Annotated in this window: 21 protein-coding genes; 19 read left to right on the top strand and 2 right to left on the bottom strand. The window is 54.1% G+C overall.

All coding sequences use genetic code 11. From position 1 onward, the window contains the following. Window positions 1–14: 14 nt before the first annotated feature. Complete coding sequence (purC, locus tag ACI0CA_RS11195; protein ID WP_176821349.1) at window positions 15–725, bottom strand: phosphoribosylaminoimidazolesuccinocarboxamide synthase; 711 nt, start codon at window positions 723–725, stop codon at window positions 15–17. 456 nt (window positions 726–1,181) lie between these two features. Between purC and gdhA the strand changes: the two genes are divergently transcribed. Then, window positions 1,182–2,513, top strand: a complete 1,332-nt coding sequence (gene gdhA / locus ACI0CA_RS11190) for an NADP-specific glutamate dehydrogenase (RefSeq protein ID WP_343284704.1) — start codon at window positions 1,182–1,184, stop codon at window positions 2,511–2,513. A gap of 211 nt (window positions 2,514–2,724) precedes the next feature. On the opposite strand, the gene rpmB is transcribed toward gdhA, so the two are convergent. Next, a complete protein-coding gene (gene rpmB / locus ACI0CA_RS11185) occupies window positions 2,725–2,913 on the bottom strand; it encodes a 50S ribosomal protein L28 (RefSeq protein ID WP_176821351.1) in 189 nt (62 codons plus the stop codon). 256 nt (window positions 2,914–3,169) lie between these two features. Here rpmB and ACI0CA_RS11180 point away from each other — a divergent pair, with 256 nt between their 5' ends. The 18 genes from ACI0CA_RS11180 (at window position 3,170) to ACI0CA_RS11095 (ending at window position 17,910) form a co-directional block, all read left to right on the top strand. After that, entirely contained in the window at window positions 3,170–3,874 is a 705-nt protein-coding gene (locus tag ACI0CA_RS11180) for a site-2 protease family protein (RefSeq protein ID WP_412384451.1), read from the top strand. Between the two features lie 6 nt (window positions 3,875–3,880). Further along, complete coding sequence (locus ACI0CA_RS11175) at window positions 3,881–4,606, top strand: segregation and condensation protein A (protein WP_316523271.1); 726 nt, start codon at window positions 3,881–3,883, stop codon at window positions 4,604–4,606. Window positions 4,607–4,631: 25 nt separating this feature from the next. After that, window positions 4,632–5,165: an SMC-Scp complex subunit ScpB gene (gene scpB / locus ACI0CA_RS11170; protein ID WP_446806803.1), complete on the top strand. Its 534-nt coding sequence runs from the start codon at window positions 4,632–4,634 to the stop codon at window positions 5,163–5,165. Next, on the top strand, window positions 5,162–5,866 hold the full coding sequence (locus ACI0CA_RS11165; RefSeq protein WP_308448731.1) for a hypothetical protein: 705 nt from the start codon (window positions 5,162–5,164) through the stop codon (window positions 5,864–5,866). Before scpB ends, ACI0CA_RS11165 begins: the two co-directional genes overlap by 4 nt. Next, window positions 5,863–6,279 (top strand): GerW family sporulation protein, encoded by a 417-nt coding sequence (gene ytfJ / locus ACI0CA_RS11160; RefSeq protein ID WP_308448730.1) that lies wholly within the window; start codon window positions 5,863–5,865, stop codon window positions 6,277–6,279. Before ACI0CA_RS11165 ends, ytfJ begins: the two co-directional genes overlap by 4 nt. A 52-nt stretch (window positions 6,280–6,331) precedes the next feature. Further along, a complete protein-coding gene (locus ACI0CA_RS11155; protein WP_446806804.1) occupies window positions 6,332–7,468 on the top strand; it encodes a D-alanyl-D-alanine carboxypeptidase family protein in 1,137 nt (378 codons plus the stop codon). 25 nt (window positions 7,469–7,493) lie between these two features. After that, window positions 7,494–8,336 carry a pseudouridine synthase gene (locus tag ACI0CA_RS11150; RefSeq protein WP_176821355.1) on the top strand — a complete coding sequence of 281 codons (843 nt, stop codon included), beginning with the start codon at window positions 7,494–7,496 and terminating at the stop codon, window positions 8,334–8,336. Next, entirely contained in the window at window positions 8,278–8,652 is a 375-nt protein-coding gene (locus ACI0CA_RS11145; protein ID WP_417104775.1) for a hypothetical protein, read from the top strand. Before ACI0CA_RS11150 ends, ACI0CA_RS11145 begins: the two co-directional genes overlap by 59 nt. 240 nt (window positions 8,653–8,892) lie before the next feature. Further along, window positions 8,893–9,771 (top strand): YicC/YloC family endoribonuclease, encoded by an 879-nt coding sequence (locus tag ACI0CA_RS11140; protein WP_308448726.1) that lies wholly within the window; start codon window positions 8,893–8,895, stop codon window positions 9,769–9,771. 12 nt (window positions 9,772–9,783) lie between these two features. Then, entirely contained in the window at window positions 9,784–10,062 is a 279-nt protein-coding gene (remA, locus tag ACI0CA_RS11135) for an extracellular matrix/biofilm regulator RemA (RefSeq protein ID WP_176821358.1), read from the top strand. 27 nt (window positions 10,063–10,089) lie between these two features. Then, window positions 10,090–10,701 carry a guanylate kinase gene (gmk, locus tag ACI0CA_RS11130; protein ID WP_419068947.1) on the top strand — a complete coding sequence of 204 codons (612 nt, stop codon included), beginning with the start codon at window positions 10,090–10,092 and terminating at the stop codon, window positions 10,699–10,701. Beyond that, entirely contained in the window at window positions 10,694–10,900 is a 207-nt protein-coding gene (locus ACI0CA_RS11125) for a DNA-directed RNA polymerase subunit omega (RefSeq protein ID WP_176821360.1), read from the top strand. The genes gmk and ACI0CA_RS11125 overlap by 8 nt, the downstream gene beginning before the upstream one ends. Before the next feature lie 24 nt (window positions 10,901–10,924). Continuing rightward, window positions 10,925–13,357: a primosomal protein N' gene (gene priA, locus ACI0CA_RS11120; RefSeq protein WP_446806805.1), complete on the top strand. Its 2,433-nt coding sequence runs from the start codon at window positions 10,925–10,927 to the stop codon at window positions 13,355–13,357. 35 nt (window positions 13,358–13,392) lie between these two features. After that, window positions 13,393–13,860: a peptide deformylase gene (def, locus tag ACI0CA_RS11115; RefSeq protein ID WP_176821362.1), complete on the top strand. Its 468-nt coding sequence runs from the start codon at window positions 13,393–13,395 to the stop codon at window positions 13,858–13,860. A 31-nt stretch (window positions 13,861–13,891) separates the two neighbouring features. Further along, window positions 13,892–14,809: a methionyl-tRNA formyltransferase gene (fmt, locus tag ACI0CA_RS11110; protein WP_308448723.1), complete on the top strand. Its 918-nt coding sequence runs from the start codon at window positions 13,892–13,894 to the stop codon at window positions 14,807–14,809. Between the two features lies 1 nt (window position 14,810). Continuing rightward, entirely contained in the window at window positions 14,811–16,145 is a 1,335-nt protein-coding gene (gene rsmB, locus ACI0CA_RS11105; RefSeq protein WP_446806806.1) for a 16S rRNA (cytosine(967)-C(5))-methyltransferase RsmB, read from the top strand. Between the two features lie 14 nt (window positions 16,146–16,159). Further along, window positions 16,160–17,179, top strand: a complete 1,020-nt coding sequence (gene rlmN / locus ACI0CA_RS11100) for a 23S rRNA (adenine(2503)-C(2))-methyltransferase RlmN (RefSeq protein WP_446806955.1) — start codon at window positions 16,160–16,162, stop codon at window positions 17,177–17,179. After that, window positions 17,179–17,910, top strand: a complete 732-nt coding sequence (locus ACI0CA_RS11095) for a Stp1/IreP family PP2C-type Ser/Thr phosphatase (RefSeq protein ID WP_176821365.1) — start codon at window positions 17,179–17,181, stop codon at window positions 17,908–17,910. Before rlmN ends, ACI0CA_RS11095 begins: the two co-directional genes overlap by 1 nt. The last annotated feature ends 10 nt before the right edge of the window (window positions 17,911–17,920 follow it).

The raw sequence follows: 17,920 nt of genomic DNA, 5'->3' as shown, positions 1-17,920 counted from the left end.
TATATGCTCTACAGTCAGTTCAGGCCGATGCGCTTCATCATTTCGGCATAAGCCTCTTCCACACCGCCCATGTCGCGGCGGAAACGGTCCTTATCGAGCTTTTCATGGGTGTTGATGTCCCAGAAGCGGCAGGTATCCGGGGAAATCTCGTCTGCGAGGATAATCTCGCCGTCGGAGGTCTTGCCGAATTCGATCTTGAAGTCGATGAGGTCAACGCCGATGCTCTTGAAGAACTCCAGCATGAGCTCGTTGACCTTCAGAGCCATCGAGCTGATCTTATCAATCTCCTCCTGCGTTGCAAAGCCGGCAGCGAGGATATGGTAATTGTTGACCATCGGGTCGCCGAGATCGTCGTTCTTGTAGCAGAACTCCAGGACCGGTACGCGCATGGGGGTGCCTTCCTCAAGGCCGAGGCGCTTAGAGAGACTGCCGGCTGCCTTGTTGCGGACGATGACTTCGAGCGGAACGATGCTGACCTTGCGCACGACGGTGTCGCGGTCGGAAAGCTCTTCTACAAAGTGGGTCTTGATGCCGTGCTTTTCAAGCAGCTGGAACATGAAGTTGGACATACGGTTGTTGACAACGCCTTTGCCGACGATGGTGCCCTTCTTGAGGCCGTTGAACGCGGTCGCGTCATCTTTATAGGAAACGATGCAATAATCCGGGTTCTCCGTTGCGTAAACTTTCTTTGCTTTGCCCTCGTAGAGTAATTCGGTCTTCTGCATAATACATTACCATACCTTTCTTCATTGAGCGTTTGGCGCGGGCGAAAAGCCGAAAACGGCAAAATTTTCTCCCGTGCATTATCATACACTTTAATTCTATAGAAAAGTGCACCGAATGTCAATCTTTTTCCGAAAACCGCCGTGCAAGAATTCGTACAATTTCAGGGTGTGAGACGAAAGAATACTGGTGCTTTTACAACAAAAGAAAGTGAACTTGCAGAATTGAAACGGGTTTCCTTCAAAATTCATCGCTTTGCGGTGCTGAAACTTTTTTGAAATTTTTCGCAAAAACATATTGAAAACACGAAAAACCTGTGGTAAAATGTAAACGTTTTCAGGAAACGGGCAAAAAGGCCCAAAAGACCGAAGGGAGATCTTTTTGCAGGATTTAAAGGTAAAAACTGCGTTTTCTGTGCTTTTCTTATTTTTCAATCTATTTTCTAAGGAGCGATCGTTATGTCTTATGTAAGCGAACAGCTGGAACACCTTAAAAAGCTTAATTCCAATGAGCCGGAATTCATTCAGGCTGCAACGGAAGTTCTCACCACTTTGGAGCCGGTCATTGAAGCAAACCCGCAGTATGAGGCTGCCGGTATCTTGGAGCGTCTCACCGAGCCGGAGCGCCAGATCATGTTCCGCGTGCCGTGGGTCGACGATAACGGCAAGGTTCATGTGAACCGCGGCTATCGCGTACAGTTCAACTCTGCGATCGGTCCGTATAAGGGCGGTCTGCGCCTGCACCCGTCCGTTAACCTTGGCATCATCAAGTTCCTCGGCTTCGAGCAGATTCTCAAGAACTCTCTGACCGGTCTGCCCATCGGCGGCGGCAAGGGCGGCTCCGATTTCGATCCGAAGGGCAAGAGTGACCATGAGATTATGGTGTTCTGCCAGAGCTTCATGACCGAGCTTTACAGACACATCGGCGCTGATACGGATGTACCGGCGGGCGATATCGGCGTAGGCGGCAGAGAAATCGGCTACCTCTACGGCCAGTATAAGAGAATCCGTAACTGCTATGAGGGCGTTCTCACCGGCAAGGGTCTCACCTACGGCGGCTCCCTCGCCCGTACGGAAGCGACGGGCTACGGCCTGCTGTACTTCACCGATGCGATGATGAAGAAGAACGGCATGGATATTAAGGGCAAGACGGTTGTTATCTCCGGCGCCGGCAACGTTGCAATTTATGCAACCGAAAAGGCACAGCAGCTTGGCGCTAAGGTTGTTACCATGTCTGATTCCACCGGCTGGATCTACGACGCGGAGGGCATCGACCTTGCAGCTGTCAAGGAGATCAAGGAAGTTAAGCGCGCACGTCTCACCGAGTACAAGAAGTACAGACCGAACAGCGAGTACCACGAGGGTAAGGGCGTTTGGACGGTTCCGTGCGACGTGGCTCTGCCGTGCGCAACGCAGAACGAGCTGAACGAAGAAGACGCGAAGACGCTCGTCAAGAACGGCGTACAGGTCGTTGCCGAGGGTGCGAACATGCCGTCCACCATTGAGGCTACGAATGTCTTCCAGCAGGCCGGTATTCTGTTTGCACCGGGCAAGGCTGCAAACGCAGGCGGCGTTGCGACTTCTGCTCTTGAGATGAGCCAGAACAGCGAGCGCCTCTCCTGGAGCTTTGAAGAAGTTGACGCAAAGCTGAAGGGCATCATGGAGAACATCTTTGCGAACGTAGACGCGGCTGCCGAGAAGTACGGCCACCCGAAGAATTATGTCATGGGCGCAAACATCGCGGGCTTCGTGAAGGTCGCAGATGCTATGCTCGCACAGGGCATTGTCTGATCCTAATTTGATTTAAAACAGAATAAAGCTTAAAAAGGCGCTGTGTGGTTTAAAACCTGCACGGCGCCTTTTGCTTATTAAGGAAGTCATTCTAAACGATGGAGGATGGAATAACACAAACAAAATTTTTCACAGCGGGATGAAAAAGTAAATACGGAAAATAAAAAAATGGACACCGAAACGATGTCCATAATTTTATTGACCAGCTCTTTTATACTGCTCTTGTAACCTTGCCGGAACGCAAGCAGCGGGTGCAGGCGTATACACGCTTCGGTGTACCGTTAACAAGTGCCTTTACTCGTCTGATATTCGGTTTCCAAGTTCTGTTGGAACGTCTGTGGGAGTGGGAAACCTTGATGCCGAAGGATACGTCCTTTCCGCAAATTTCACATTTAGCCATCTATCTGCACCTCCTTAAAGTGCCTAATTCTTCATTGCAACGTTAGTATTGTAGCAGAAACGAACGCAAAATGCAAGATTTATTTTTAAAAATGGGAACTAAATTTTGAAAAAACTCGCTTTTCCGCATCTTTTGCTAAAACGAAAAGTTGTTCACAGAATGTTTTTACGGAAAAGAATTGTTTTTTCGTCCTCTATGCATTATAATTCTATAAGGTATATCCGAAACCGTTTTCGGGTGCACCCCACAGAAAGAGGTGTTATATTTGCTTTTTAATTCGATCATGACCTTGCTGCGCGGCGGCGCTGTTGATCCGCTCAGTGTTATCATTCAGATTTTAGCCACGCTCGTCATCGTTTTCCTTGCGCTGCCGCTGCACGAGCTTGCGCACGGTTGGGTGGCGTACAAACTCGGTGACCCTACCGCAAAGTATGAGGGCCGCTTGACGCTGAACCCGCTTGCAAGCATTGACCCGATGGGTGCGATGTTCCTTTTGCTTTTCGGCATCGGTTGGGCAAAGCCCGTGCCGATCGACAGCCGGTATTTTAAAAATCCGCGCTCCGGCGTGGCGCTCACGTCTCTTGCGGGCCCGGCGGCGAACCTGCTTGCATCTTATGTCGGCTGCGTTATTTATTATGCTATTGCGGCTTTTGCGCCGTACAACGCGTTTGTGCATTACATTTTACTGTTCTTCAGCTATTTTTCGTTTATCAACGCGGTGCTGGCGGTCTTCAACCTTGTGCCGCTGCCGCCGCTTGACGGCTCCAAAATTTTGGCGGCGCTGCTTAGCGACCGCGCACGCTACAAGTTCTACCAGTACCAGAACATGCTCTCCATGATCGGCATGCTGCTCATTGTTTCCGGTGCGCTCACGGGTCCGCTGAGTGTGCTTGAAAACGCCGTATACGGCGGTGTGAGCTGGCTTGCGGCGTTGCCGTTCCGTCTGGCCGGCGTATTGTGATCGTGTATGAACATGGAAAAAACGGAAACACTTTCCTATAAGCTCGATGTGTTTGAGGGTCCGCTCGACCTGCTGCTCAACCTCATCGCAAAAAACAAACTCAATATCTACGATATTCCTATCGCAGAGCTTTTAGAGCAGTACATGGCGCAGATTCACGAGATGCAGGCGGCAGATATGGACGTTGCGAGCGAATTTCTTGAGATGGCGGCGCGTCTTGTGCACATCAAAAGTGTTTCGCTGCTGCCGAAAAAGGAAGAGGAAGCGGCATTGAAGCAAGAGCTGACCGGTCAGCTGCTTGAATATCAGCAGTGCAAGGAAGCGGCCATGCGTCTGCGCGAGCGGTTTTCGCTCGACGGCATCGTGCGTGCGCAGGCGGATATTCCCGCAGATCTCACCTATAAGCGCCATCATAAGCCGCAGGAGCTGCTTTCGGCGTATTTGTCGATGCTCGGCAAAAAGAAGCCGCCGGAGCCGCAAAAGCCGGAGGACACCATCTCAAAGCTCATCACGCGCCGTGTGGTCTCCGTGGCTTCGCAAATTGTTTTCGTGCTGCGCAGCCTGTGGAAAAAGCGGCATGTGTCGTTAAAAGAGCTGTTCCGCGGCAAAAACGACCCCTCGGAGCGCGTGGCGGCGTTCCTCGCCGTTTTGGAGCTTGTCAAGGACAAGCGATTGCGCGTGGACGGTGACGGCGAAGACTGCGAGATCAAACTGACGAACGGAGGCGAGTAAGCTGAATAAAAAGAAAATGCTCGGCATGATGGAGGCAATCTTATTCGCGTGCGGCGACCCGATCGACATCGATAAGCTGGCGCAGGCGCTTAACACCGAGGAAGAGAACGTTCTGGAGCTCAGCCGAACGCTTCAGGCGAAATACAATAAAGAAGAAAGCGGCATCCATTTGCTGCAATTAGACCACACATTGCAGTTTGCCGTGAATTCCGTGTTTTTGGCACCGGTGCGCACAGCGTTAGACCTCAGAAGCAGCGCGCCGCTCTCGCAGGCGGCCATGGAGGTGCTGGCGGTCATCGCATATAATCAGCCTGTCACAAAAGCGTTTGTGGAGCAGGTGCGCGGCGTGGATTGCTCGGGCGTCATCGGCAGTCTGGTGCAGAAAGCGCTCATTGAAGAGCGCGGGCGACTTGACCTTCCCGGTAAGCCGCTATTATACGGCACGACGGAAAATTTCCTGCGCTGCATGGGCATCCGCTCGCTTTTGGAGCTGCCGCCTTTGCCGCAGGAGGAAGAAACCGAAAACGCACCTCAAAACGACGGGGCAGACAAAGCATGATCGTTTTATGGATTCTGCTCGGGCTCATCGCGCTGATCTTTCTTCTGCTGTGCATCCCTGTGCGGTTCGATCTGAACTATAACGGAGAGACGACCGTTTTTATACGGTATCTCTTTTTAAAATACCGCGTGCTTCCCGCACCGGAGAAAAAACCGGAGTCGAAAAAAGAGAAGAAACCGAGCGAAAAAGAGTCTGAAGAAAAAGCCAAGGAGAAAAAGCCGAACCCGCTTTTGCGGCAGGTGAAAAAATATAAGGAAGCCGAGGGACTTACGGGACTTTTAACGCTCGCGAAAGATTTGTTAAAGGCCACCGGTACGCGCTTCGGAAAGCTTTTAAAGCACATAAAGCTGAAAGATTTCGACCTATACGTGCTCGTCGGCGGCGGGAAAGATGCCGCCGAAATTGCTATCCTGTACGGAGAGGTGTGTGCGGGCGTGTACCCGGCTGTGTCGGTCTTGCTCGGCTTAACAAACTGCAAGTCGCCGCATGGATGTGTTTCCGTCGATCTCGATTACAGCGTAAAGGAACCGAAGGTTTTATGTACGGCAAGCGGCGCGGTGCGTCCGCTGTTCGTCGTGCATCACGGTGTGCAGTTTATACTGCGCACGATATTGCCGTTTTACAATAAATTTCAAAGTGCCGGAAAGCCTGCCGTAAAATCCGCAGCGCCGGCAGCAAATAAAAAGGAGAGAACAACATGAGTGAAAATAAGGTCAACAACCTGCTCGGCGTTTCCATGGATAAAATCAAGGAAATGGTGGACGTGAACACCGTTATCGGCGATCCCATCACCGCGCCGGACGGCACCACGGTCATCCCGGTTTCGCGTGTGAGCTACGGCTTTGCAGGCGGCGGCTCCGACCTGCCTTCTAAAGCGCAGCCGGAGAAGGGCCTCTTTGCCGGTGGCAGCGGCGCGGGCATTACCATTCAGCCTATTGCGTTTTTGGTAATCTCGAACGGCAATGTGCGCATTTTGCAGATTGAGCCGTATGTTTCGTCTGTCGATCGTGTTGTGGCGAGTGTGCCGGATGTAGTGGACAAGATCGCCGGACTTTTCAACAAGGATAAGAAAGACAAAGAGGACGAGGATATTTCCCTGCCCCCGCAGTATTGATTGTATAATCCAGCCGCCTGCCGCGTATACATGCCGTGGCAGGTGGTGATTTTTGCGAAAGATACTTTGTGTTTTGCTGGCGGTCGTTTTTGTGTGGGGCAGTCTGCCGGTTTCGGCAGAGACGGCGGAGTCCGTAAGCGTTTCGGCGTATGCCGCCGTACTGTATGAGCCCGTGAGCGGCACGGTCTTATTTGAAAAGAACAGCCGCGAGGTACTGCCCGTTGCGAGCACGACGAAGATCATGACGGCGCTGTTGGCATTTGAAAGTGAGCATAGGGGTGATCCCGTGACAATCACGCCGGAAATGATAAGCGTGGAGGGCTCCTCTATGGGGCTGCGCGCCGGGGAGGTGCTTGCACTCGGCGACATCGCCCGCGGCATGATGATGGCCTCCGGCAACGATGGTGCGAATGCGATAGCGCTGTATCTGTCCGATTCGGCGGAAGCATTTTCCGAGAAGATGAACGCGCGTGCCGCAGAGCTTCATATGATGCAGACGCATTTCGTCACGCCCTCGGGGCTCGATGCCGAGGGGCACGGCTCCACGGCGTATGACATGGCGCTGCTTGCCGCGGAAGCGATGCAAAATGAAGAGTTTGCCGCCGCGGTGGGGCAGACGACGCTTTCCGTGCCGTTTATTTCGCCCGAAAAAACCGTGCGATATGAAAATCACAATCGTTTACTAAAGCTGTACCCGGACTGTACGGGCATCAAAACGGGCTTTACGAAAAAGGCCGGGCGCTGCCTTGTGTCTTCCGCAGAGCGGGACGGCGCACGGCTCATTTGTGTGACATTAAATGCCCCGGACGACTGGAACGACCACATGAATTTGTACGATTACGGCTTTGCACAGCTTGCAGAGCGAACATATACGGCGGATTTTCAGCCGGTTTCGCTTCCCGCTGTCGGCGGTGAAAAAGAGTGCATAAGTCTCACGCTCCAAACGCAGGAAAGCGCCGTTTTGCCGAAAGATGTGACGGTCACGGCGGGGTGCATTCTGCCGCAATTTGTGTATGCGCCGGTAGAAAAAGGCGACGTAATCGGCTGCGTGCGATACAGCGTGAACGGCAAGGTTTTAAAGGAAACACCGCTTGTTTCAAGCGAAGATTGTGCTTTGCAAAAGGACGAACGCATATGGCTTCAAAAGTGGTTCGCCCGCTTTTTGAGAAGCACAAGCTTTATAAATTGAGAAATACAGAGAAAGGTTTTGAACTATGGCTAAAGATACAAGACTGCAAAAGATGCTTGCGGAGTGCGGCATCGCTTCGCGCCGCAAGGCAGAGGAGATGATCGCGGCGGGGCGCGTTGCGGTCAACGGCGTCCGCGCGCAGATCGGCGACAAGGTGGATGTGAAGAAAGACAAGGTTACCGTAGACGGTCAGCGCGTGCAGACCGTGGACGAAAAGGTGTACATAATGGTGCATAAGCCGCGCGGCTATTTGACCTCCATGTCCGACGACCGCGGCAGAAAGTGCGTCAGCGAGCTTGTGGAGGAGCTGCCTGTGAGATTATTCCCCATCGGCCGCCTCGATAAAGACTCCGAGGGCTTGCTGCTCATGACAAACGACGGCGATTTTGCAAATCTCATCGCGCACCCGTCTACACATGTGCCGAAGGTGTACCGTGTTACGGTGCGCCCCGGCGTAACGGAAGAACAGCTGACGCGTCTTGCGGTCGGTGTGGAAATCGACGGCAGAATGACCGCCCCGGCTTCCGTGCGTGTTTTGGAGCAGCAGCCCGGCCGTGTGGTGCTGGAATTCGTACTGCATGAGGGCCGCAACCGCCAGATCCGCAACATGTGTGAAGCAGTGGGCCTTGAAGTGGCCAGACTGAAGCGCACGGCCATCGGCGCGGTGAAGCTCGGCATGCTGCCGCAGGGGCGCTTCCGTGACCTGACCCCGGACGAAGTGCGCAGATTACGCGCCGCCGCACAGAAAAAAGGAAACGCGCAGAACACACAGCGCGAGGAGGAAAAACAAAATGCTGCAAATCGTACCAATGGCGGAAAAAACAGAAGAAGCCGCCCTGCTGGCAAAAACAGAGGGCGCACCCGATAACGGCCGTGTGCTTGTGATGACGGATGGCGAAGAAACGCTCGGCTATGTCGTCGTCGCGCTTGAAGACGACACGCTTGTGTTCTACGGCTTTTCCGTCTCCGGGCAGACCGATTTCACAAAAGCAAAGCCCGACCCCATGACGACTTTTGTGCTCGATACACTTATGCGCTCCGCCGCGTCGTTCGGCGAGACGAACGGCATGAATCACCTCCGCACCGCATTCCCGGATTTTTTTGATTTCTTCAAGCAGCGCGGGTTTACGGTTGCGGAAGATCACGCCGAAGCGCCGATGAGCCTCATCGTGCATTACGAATAAACCCCAAAATGCCGCAAAGCGAAACCTCTTTATGCGGTATTGCATCAAAATTGCCGCGGGCTGCTGCCTGCGGTGTTTTGTTTTTTCCGAAAATTCCGATTTTCGCCCGCGATAGGTTGCATTTTCCGGCTTAAAATGGTAAAATATCTTGATAGAATTAAAGTCGGGTACTATGTCCTCTGTGAGGAACACAAAATATCCCGAAAAACATAGACAGAATTTTAGAAAAGAGATGATCCTATGCTGAAAAGCATGACCGGGTACGGCCGCTGCGAAGAAACCGTCAACGGCAGACACATTACGGCGGAGCTGAAATCGGTCAACCACAAGTATTTTGAGTTTTCTCCCCGTGTGACGCGCGGCTACGGATTCCTTGAGGATAAGCTGAAAACCTACGTGCAGAGCCGTGTGGCACGCGGCAAGATCGATTTTTATTTGAGCATTGAGACACTGGAGGACACGGATGTCGTCGTCAGTGTGAACCACTCGCTTGCCGCGGGTTATATTGCGGCGTTCCGCGAGCTTTCCGAGCGCTACCATCTGCCGGATACCGTTACCGTCAATTCTCTTTCGCGCTACCCCGATATTTTTTCCGTGCACAAGGCGCCGGAGGATGAGGAAGCCATTTGGGCAGACGTGAAGCAGGTTGCTGAAAAAGCGGTGGACGCGTTTATTCAAATGCGCGAGACGGAGGGACAGCGCCTTTACGAGGACGTCATGTCTCGTGCAGAGACGATTTTAAACATCGTCGGGCAGATTGAAGAGCGCTCCCCGGAGACCGTCACGGAATACCGCGAGCGTCTGGAAGCAAAGCTGCGCGAGGTACTGAATGACACCACGATCGACGAGCAGCGCATTTTGACCGAAGCCGCCATTTTTGCGGATAAGGTCGCCGTGGCGGAAGAAACCGTGCGTCTGCGCAGCCATTTCGACCAGCTTAAGGCGTTCTTGAGCGCCGAAGAGCCCTCCGGTCGAAAAATGGATTTTCTTGTACAGGAAATGAACCGCGAAGCGAATACGATCGGCTCGAAGGCCAGCGATTCCAAGATCGCCTACATGGTGGTGGATATCAAGGCCGAGATTGAAAAGATCCGCGAGCAGATCCAGAACATCGAGTAAGGAGCGTTTATTATGCAGCTTGTGAACATCGGCTTTGGCAACATGATTTCCGCAGAGCGCATGATCGCCATTGTCAGCCCGGAATCCGCCCCGATTAAGCGCATCGTGCAGGATTCAAGGGAACGCGGCGCCTTGATCGATGCCACGTGCGGCAGAAAAACGCGCACCGTCATCATCATGGACAGTGACCATGTGGTGCTTTCCGCTTTGCAGCTGGAGACCGTTGCAAACCGCTTTAATACCGGCGAAAAAGCAGAAGACCCCGTTGAAGCGGAAGCCCCGAATGTATAAATAACGGAAAAGAAAGGAATGTTTCCGATGAAAAAAAGAGGACTGCTTGTTGTCGTTTCATCGCCCTCCGGCGGCGGCAAGGGGACCATTTTAAAAGAATTGTTCCGCCGCAATGCGAATCTTAAAATGTCCGTTTCCGCCACCACGCGCGCTCCGCGCCCGGGGGAGGAACACGGCGTGCACTATTACTTCATCACAAAAGACGAGTTCAAAACGAACATCGAAAACCATGCGATGCTCGAATATGCAGAATATTGCGACAACTTCTACGGCACGCCGAAAGCGCCGGTTGAAAAGTGGCTTGAGGAAGGGCACGATGTCGTGCTTGAGATTGAGGTGCAGGGCGGCAGACAGATTAAAAAAGTCGCGCCGGACTGCGTGAGCCTTTTCATCCTGCCGCCGTCCTTAAAGGTGCTTGAAAAGCGTCTGCGCGGCAGAGGCACCGAAACAGAAGAAGTTATAGAGAAGCGCCTCGCTGCCGCGGCAGACGAGATCCGCTGCGTAAAAGATTACGATTACGCCGTCATCAACGACACGGTCGAACAGGCCGTGCTTGATATAGAAGCCATTTTAGCCGCGGAGAAGCTGCGTGTTTCCCGCGAAAAAGATATAGCAGAAAGGATCCTGAACCATGCTTAAACCGTCCTGTAACATCATTAAAACCCCGCACAAGAGCTATTATTCCGTTGTTATCGCCGTTGCAAAGCGCGCAAGAGAAATTACACAGGAAGCGGAAGACAACAATGAAATCATCGTTGAAAAGCCGGTTGATTTGGCCGTGCAGGACTTCGTCGATGAGAAGTATAAGATCATCGAGCCGGACGAGATTGACGGCTAATTTACCGTAAAGGGAGTTTTTGCTTTGCTGGCGCAGTTGGCCTTGGAGAATACCACATATCGGTTTGATAAGCCGTTTACGTATAGTGTGCCGCAGGCATTGGAAACGGCGGTACGTCCGGGCGTACGCGTTACTGTGCCGTTCGGCGCAGGCAACCGCACGCGCGTCGCCATGGTGCTCTCTACGTCGTATGAAAGCGGCGCAGGGCAAAAGCTGAAAGCCATCGCGTCTGTTTTGGACAAAGAGCCGCTTTTGGATGACGAAATGCTGGCGCTCATCCCATGGATGAAAAGCCGCTGCTTCTGCACACTGTACGATGCCGTAAAGGTCATGATTCCCGCCGGTATCGGCTATAAGCTCGTAAACCGCTATCGCATGAATGCCGCGTTCAAAAACTATGACCGCGAAGCGTTCACGGATACCGCGTGGCAGATTATCGTGGCGCTGACGGCGGCAAAAAACGGACTTACCGGCGCAGAACTCACCGAAAGGCTCGGTATAGAAGAAAAAAGCAACGATCTGCTTTCGCTGCTCGAAAACGGCACGGTCATACGCGAAAACGCGGCGTCCCGCAATGCGGCGGATGCCACTACGCGCATGGTCTGTGCCGTGCCGGATTTTTCCGGCAAGCTGACTCCGAAGCAGCAAAGCGCGTTCGATACGCTGTGCGCCATCGGCACCGTAACCGTGCGCGAGCTGAGCTACTATACCGGCGTGAGTGCGGGTATCATCCGCACGCTTGCCGATAAGGGCGCAGCGGAGATTTTTGAAGTCGAGCGCTTCCGACGCCCAAAGCAGGAAATGGCAGACATCAGGCTGCCGCAGACGCTTTCGGCAGAGCAGATGAATGTGGCAAATGACATTCTGCGCGAATGCGATGCGGCAGAACCGATGGTCGGTCTGCTCTACGGTGTGACGGGCTCCGGTAAAACCGCCGTGTTCCTGCATGTCATTCGCCATGTGCTTACTGTTGGCAAGGGTGTCATCGTCACGGTGCCGGAGATTTCTCTTACCCCGCAGACGCTTGCCGTGTTTACGGCGGCGTTCGGCGATACCGTTGCGGTTTTCCACAGCGGGCTTTCCGTTGGCGAGCGCATGGATGAGTGGAAGCGCGTGCGCACCGGCAGGGCGAAAATTGTCGTCGGCACGCGTTCTGCCGTGTTCGCGCCTGTGCAGAATCTCGGGCTCATCGTCATGGACGAGGAGCAGGAGAGTACGTATAAATCGGAGAGCACGCCGCGCTACCACGCACGGGACATCGCGAAGTTTCGCGTGAATTATAACCGCGCTTACTGCCTTTTATGCTCCGCTACGCCGTCTGTTGAGTCCTACTACATGGCGCAAAGCGGCAAGTACCGCTACCACGCGCTGCACCACCGCTACGGCGATGCCGTTGTGCCTACGGTGCAGCTTGTCGATATGAACAACGAAGATCTCTACCGCGGCAAGCCGATGATCAGTATGGCGCTGGCGCGTGCGGTCTCCGAAAATATCCGCGCGGGCAGGCAGTCCATTTTGCTGCTCAACCGCCGCGGCTACCATACGTATGCCGTGTGCAAGGACTGCAAAACGGTCGCCGCGTGCCCGAACTGCTCCATTTCCATGACATACCACGCGGCGAATAACCGCCTGATGTGCCACTACTGCGGCCATTCCGAACCTGCTTACGTGCGCTGTAAGGCGTGCGGCGGTGAGCTGACCTTTTCCGGCGGCGGCACGCAGAAGGCGGAGGATCAGCTGCGGGAGGCGTTCCCGGAGGCGCGCATTCTGCGCGTGGATACCGATACCACTGCGAACAAATACGCACTTGAAAAGAAGCTCAACGCATTTGCAAACGGCGAGTATGACATCATGATCGGCACGCAGATGGTTGCAAAGGGGCTTGATTTCGAGAACGTCACGCTTGTCGGCGTACTTTCGGCAGATCAGTCCTTATACAGCGATGATTACCGCAGCAACGAGCGCACATTCGACTTGCTTACACAGGTCGTGGGGCGTGCGGGGCGCGGGCGCTACCGCGGCATGGCGCTCATTCAAACGCATGTGCCGGAAAACCCGTACCTGCACCTTGCCGCCGCGCAGGATTACGAAAGCTTTTTTGAAACGGAAATTCGTTTCAGAAGGGCCATGCTGTACCCGCCGTTTGCGGATCTTTTGCAAATCGGCTTTGTGGGCGAAAAGGAAGACACCGTGCGTGCGGCAGCGGAGCATTTCTCCGCGCTGCTTGCAGAGACGTTCCGCCGGGACTATCCCAACTTGCCGCTGCGTTTATTACGCGCCTCTGCGGCATCCGTGTCGCGTATGGGCGGCAAATACCGATATAAGATTATCATGAAATACAAGAATTCCAAGGCATTTCGGGATGCCATCGCGTCTCTTTTAGGCGTTTTTTCAAGCGATAAGCGCTTTTTGAGCGTCACCGCGTATGCAGACCCGAACCCCGACGCGATTTTGTAACAGAAATTTGAATTCACAGGAAAGGAGTGCCGCAAATGGCGCTTAGAAATATTGTGAAAAAGGGCGACGACGTGCTGACCAAAATGTGCCGCCCGGTCGAAAAATTCGACGAGAAGCTTTGTACGCTGCTTGACGATATGTACGAGACGATGGAGGACGCAAACGGCGTCGGCCTTGCTGCACCGCAGGTCGGTTTGCTGCGCCGTATCGTCGTTATCGATGTCGGCGAGGGCCGCATTGAGCTTATCAACCCGGAAATCATCAAAACCTCCGGCGAGCAGGACGGCGCAGAGGGCTGCCTCTCGTTCCCGGGTGAGTTTGGCATGGTCAAGCGCCCTATGAACGTCACCGTCCGCGCACAGGACAGAAACGGTAAAACGTTTGAAATCAGCGGCACAGAGCTGCTGGCCCGCGCGTTCTGCCATGAAATTGACCACCTGAACGGCGTATGCTTTGTCACGCGCGCCAGCCGCATGCTGGAGCCGGACGAGTTGGAAAGCTAAGACAGAATTTAGAGAAAAAGGAGGAATTTCCATGCGCATCGTATTCATGGGCACACCGGATTTTGCCGTACCGAGCCTCAACGCGCTTCTGGAGCGCGGCCATGAGATTTTGGCGGTCTATACCCAGCCGGATAAGCCGAAGGGCAGGGGGCACAAGCTGCTGCCGCCGCCCGTAAAAGAAACGGCAATGGCACACAACATTGAAGTGCGTCAGCCGACGACATTTAAAAATAATGAAGACGAAATAGCGTATTTGAAGGCGCTTGCGCCGGAGCTCATCGTTGTTGCGGCGTATGGAAAGATTCTGCCGCCGCGTGTGCTGAACATCCCGCCGCGCGGGTGCATCAACGTGCACGGCTCTTTGCTGCCGAAGTACCGCGGCGCCGCGCCGATCCAGTGGGCGGTGCTGAACGGCGATAAAATCACCGGTGTGACCATCATGCAGATGGCAGATGGCATAGACACCGGCGACATGCTGGCGAAAGCGGAAACGCCTATTGGTGAAGACGAGACTGCAGGCGAGCTTTTCGACCGCCTGATGGTGCTCGGTGCTGAGCTACTCGTCGATACCATTGATAAGCTCGACACCATCACCCCGCAGCCGCAGAACGATGCGGAAGCAATCCACGCGCCGATGATCCGTAAGGAGATGGGCGCAATCGATTGGACACAGCCCGCCGAGCGCGTTCACGACCTTGTGCGCGGTTTGAACCCGTGGCCGTCCGCGTTTTTCACGATAGAGGGCAAGCGCATGAAGCTGCACAGGACGAAAGTCGTTGTCGGCAAAGGCGAACCGGGAGAAATTGCGGTGATCGGCGGCGAAATGGCTGTTTGCTGCGGCGAAAATGCCGTGCAGCTCATGGAAATTCAGCCGGAAAACGGTAAGCGTATGCGCGGCAGCGATTATCTGCGCGGTCACGCGATAGAAGCAAAGGCGAAGGTTCAATAATATGGCGACTTCTTCCCGAAAAACGGCGCTTACGGCGCTTTCCGAGGTGACGGAAAACGAGGGCTACTCGAACATCGTCATCGATAAAGCCATTCGCGCGGCGGAGCTTTCTCCGCGCGACGCGGCGCTGACCTCCACCATTTTCTATGGCGTTTTGGAAAAGCGTCTGACGCTCGATTTTTATATTCGCAAGTTCCTCGCAAAACCGAAGCAGAAGCTGGACGGCACGGTGCTCAACATCTTGCGTATCGCCGTGTACCAAATGATGTACCTTGACCGTGTGCCGGATTCCGCCGCCGTGAACGAAGCCGTTTTGTGCGCGGCAGAATATCGGCGCGGGCAGTATAAAAACTTCGTGAACGGTGTGCTGCGCAGCTTTGCGCGCGGTTGGCATGAGGTAATAATTCCCGAAGATGACCTCAGCGTTCGCTATAACATTCCGCAGCCGATCATCGAGAGCTTTAAAAAGGATTACGGCGAGACCGTTTGCATAGATTTGTTAAAGGCTATGTCCGAACGGGCGGAAACGTATATCCGCATAAATCCGCTAAAGACCACGGCGGACGATTTGATACAATCGCTGCCGGAAAACACCGCGGAGAAAGCGGTGCTCCAAAACGCCCTTTGCGTGCACGGCACGGGCGATGTTACCGGTTTGCCGGGCTTTGCGGAAGGCAAATTCCATGTGCAGGATCTTTCTTCGCAGCTTTTGTGTGCGTTTGTTTCACCGCAACCCGGAGAGCGGCTTGCGGATGTCTGTGCAGCGCCGGGCGGCAAGAGCTTCACGCTTGCGGAATACATGGAAAACACAGGCGTGCTCGATGCGTTCGATTTATACAAAGGTCGCGTGAACCTCATCAAAAAAGGCGCGGAGAGATTAGGCTTGAGCATCATTCACGCCGCCGTGCGCGATGCCGCGACCGGTGTGTGTGAAAAGCAGTACGACCGCGTGCTGTGCGATGTGCCATGCTCCGGACTCGGGGTTATTCGACGCAAGCCGGAAATCCGCTACAAAAAGCAGGAGAGCTTTAAAGAGTTGCCTGCATTGCAGCTCAAAATTTTGGAGCATTCCGCACAGCTTGTATGTCCGGGCGGTATGCTGTTTTATTCCACGTGCACACTGCGCGATGCGGAAAACGGCGCGGTGGTGACCGAGTTTTTAAAACGCCACCCGGAGTTTGAACCGTATGACCTGCCCGAAACGGAGGGCATCTCCCACACGGTGAACGAACCGAAATTCATGCGCACCATGATGCCCATGGACCACGGCGGAGACGGCTTTTTCGCCGCCGCCATGCGCAGAAAAACAGAAACAGGGAAGGAGACGAAGCGTTGACCGATATAAAATCCATGCTGCTTTCGGAGCTGCAGGAGGACTTTGCCTTGCGCGGCTTGCAAAAATTCCGCGCAGCGCAGGTATACCGCTGGCTGCATCAGCGCGGCGCGACCTCGTTTGACGAGATGACAGACCTTTCCAAAGACCTGCGCGTTGCTTTAAAAGAAAGCTTTGAAATACGAAATACGGAGATCGCCATTCGGCGCGTTTCCAAAATAGACGGCACTAAAAAATATCTTTTCCGCTTGAACGACGGTGAGATGATTGAATCCGTCCTTATGAAATATAAACACGGCTACTCCATTTGCATTTCCACACAGGTGGGCTGCAAAATGGGCTGCACGTTCTGTGCCACGGGCAAAAGCGGCTTTTCGCGTGATCTTTTGCCGAGTGAGATGATTTCGGAAATCCAAACGGCGCAGAAGGACATCGGCGAGCGCATCTCGAATGTCGTTTTGATGGGCATGGGCGAGCCGCTCGACAATTATAAGAATGTTTTAAGATTTTTGGAGCTTGTTTCGTCAGAAAACGGGCTTAATATAGGTATGCGGCATATTTCGCTTTCAACTTGCGGGCTTGTCGAAAAAATCTACGACCTTGCCGACCGCAAGTTGCAGCTGACGCTTTCCGTTTCGCTGCATGCGCCGAACGACGAGATCAGAAGCCGCACCATGCCGGTCAACCGCAAGTGGAACGTGGAGCAGCTCTTAAAAGCCTGCCGCTATTATTCCAACGTAACGGGCCGTCGCATCTCCTTTGAATACGCTATGATCAGCGGTGTGAACGACAGCGATGCCTGCGCAAACGAGCTTGCATCCCGCCTGCGTGGCATCATCGCCCACGTGAACCTCATTCCGGTAAATGACGTCACCGGTACGGGCTACCGCAAAAGCGGGGAGGAGAGACTCAGAAAATTCACGGCGATCCTCGAAAAACGGGGCATCACCGCTACCGTCCGGCGCACGCTCGGATCGGATATAGAAGCGTCCTGCGGACAGCTCCGTCGACGCAATGAACAGGGAGGTACAGTCTAATGTACGCGGTATGCAAAACGGATATCGGACAGGTGCGCAGCTCTAACCAGGACATCTGCCGCTGTGGCACTTTTTCGGACGGCAGCGCGTGGACCGTGGTTTGCGACGGCATGGGCGGCGTAAACGGCGGCAACATTGCAAGCAGTGTTGCCTGCGACGCCATCTGCAAAGCGATCACGGAAAACTACACGCCGGATATGGAAGAAGACGCAGTGCGCGACATAATGCTGCATGCAATCAATGACGCGAACGCGGCGGTGCTGCACCGCGCGCAGGAAGACCCGGCCTTAAACGGTATGGGCACCACGGTTGTCGTCAGCATTGCGGCGGGCGGCGTGCTGCACATTGCCCACGCAGGCGACAGCCGCTGCTACTTAAAGACGGCGCTTGGCGTAAAACAGGTTACGACCGACCATTCCTTTGTGCAGCAGCTTGTGGAAAGCGGCGCCATCACGGAGGACGAGGCGCGCGTGCACCCGCAGCGCAACCTCATCACGCGCGTTGTGGGCGTGCACCCCGAGGTGGAGTGCGATTACGGCTGCTATAAATTCGAGCCCGGCGATCTGGCGCTTTCCTGCACAGACGGCCTGAGCAATTACTTAGAGCGCGACACGCTGCTGCTTTTCATCAGCAACTATCAGGGAGAAGAGCTCGCCGATGAGCTGATCCGCTATGCAAACAGCAAGGGCGGCAGCGATAATGTGACCGTCGCGGTGATCGAGAACCGCTGAGAAAGGATGA

The organism is Hominenteromicrobium mulieris (assembly GCF_046197855.1).
In the GTDB taxonomy this organism is placed as follows: Bacteria; Bacillota; Clostridia; order Oscillospirales; family Acutalibacteraceae; genus Hominenteromicrobium; species Hominenteromicrobium mulieris.
The sequence above is the reverse complement of the archived record's forward strand: the minus strand, read 5'-3'. Positions and strand labels throughout refer to the sequence as shown.

Bases quoted from the DNA above. Each gene is read 5' to 3' on its own strand.
- rsmB (WP_446806806.1), top strand. From the start codon at position 14,811: ATGGCGACTTCTTCCCGAAAAACGGCGCTTACGGCGCTTTCCGAGGTG.
- ACI0CA_RS11145 (WP_417104775.1), top strand. From the start codon at position 8,278: ATGGCGGAAAAAACAGAAGAAGCCGCCCTGCTGGCAAAAACAGAGGGC.
- ACI0CA_RS11150 (WP_176821355.1), top strand. From the start codon at position 7,494: ATGGCTAAAGATACAAGACTGCAAAAGATGCTTGCGGAGTGCGGCATC.
- ACI0CA_RS11165 (WP_308448731.1), top strand. From the start codon at position 5,162: ATGATCGTTTTATGGATTCTGCTCGGGCTCATCGCGCTGATCTTTCTT.
- ACI0CA_RS11140 (WP_308448726.1), top strand. From the start codon at position 8,893: ATGCTGAAAAGCATGACCGGGTACGGCCGCTGCGAAGAAACCGTCAAC.
- rlmN (WP_446806955.1), top strand. From the start codon at position 16,160: ATGCTGCTTTCGGAGCTGCAGGAGGACTTTGCCTTGCGCGGCTTGCAA.
- gdhA (WP_343284704.1), top strand. From the start codon at position 1,182: ATGTCTTATGTAAGCGAACAGCTGGAACACCTTAAAAAGCTTAATTCC.
- ACI0CA_RS11095 (WP_176821365.1), top strand. From the start codon at position 17,179: ATGTACGCGGTATGCAAAACGGATATCGGACAGGTGCGCAGCTCTAAC.
- fmt (WP_308448723.1), top strand. From the start codon at position 13,892: ATGCGCATCGTATTCATGGGCACACCGGATTTTGCCGTACCGAGCCTC.
- gmk (WP_419068947.1), top strand. From the start codon at position 10,090: ATGAAAAAAAGAGGACTGCTTGTTGTCGTTTCATCGCCCTCCGGCGGC.
- def (WP_176821362.1), top strand. From the start codon at position 13,393: ATGGCGCTTAGAAATATTGTGAAAAAGGGCGACGACGTGCTGACCAAA.
- remA (WP_176821358.1), top strand. From the start codon at position 9,784: ATGCAGCTTGTGAACATCGGCTTTGGCAACATGATTTCCGCAGAGCGC.
- ytfJ (WP_308448730.1), top strand. From the start codon at position 5,863: ATGAGTGAAAATAAGGTCAACAACCTGCTCGGCGTTTCCATGGATAAA.
- ACI0CA_RS11125 (WP_176821360.1), top strand. From the start codon at position 10,694: ATGCTTAAACCGTCCTGTAACATCATTAAAACCCCGCACAAGAGCTAT.
- ACI0CA_RS11175 (WP_316523271.1), top strand. From the start codon at position 3,881: ATGAACATGGAAAAAACGGAAACACTTTCCTATAAGCTCGATGTGTTT.
- rpmB (WP_176821351.1), bottom strand. From the start codon at position 2,913: ATGGCTAAATGTGAAATTTGCGGAAAGGACGTATCCTTCGGCATCAAG.
- scpB (WP_446806803.1), top strand. From the start codon at position 4,632: ATGATGGAGGCAATCTTATTCGCGTGCGGCGACCCGATCGACATCGAT.
- purC (WP_176821349.1), bottom strand. From the start codon at position 725: ATGCAGAAGACCGAATTACTCTACGAGGGCAAAGCAAAGAAAGTTTAC.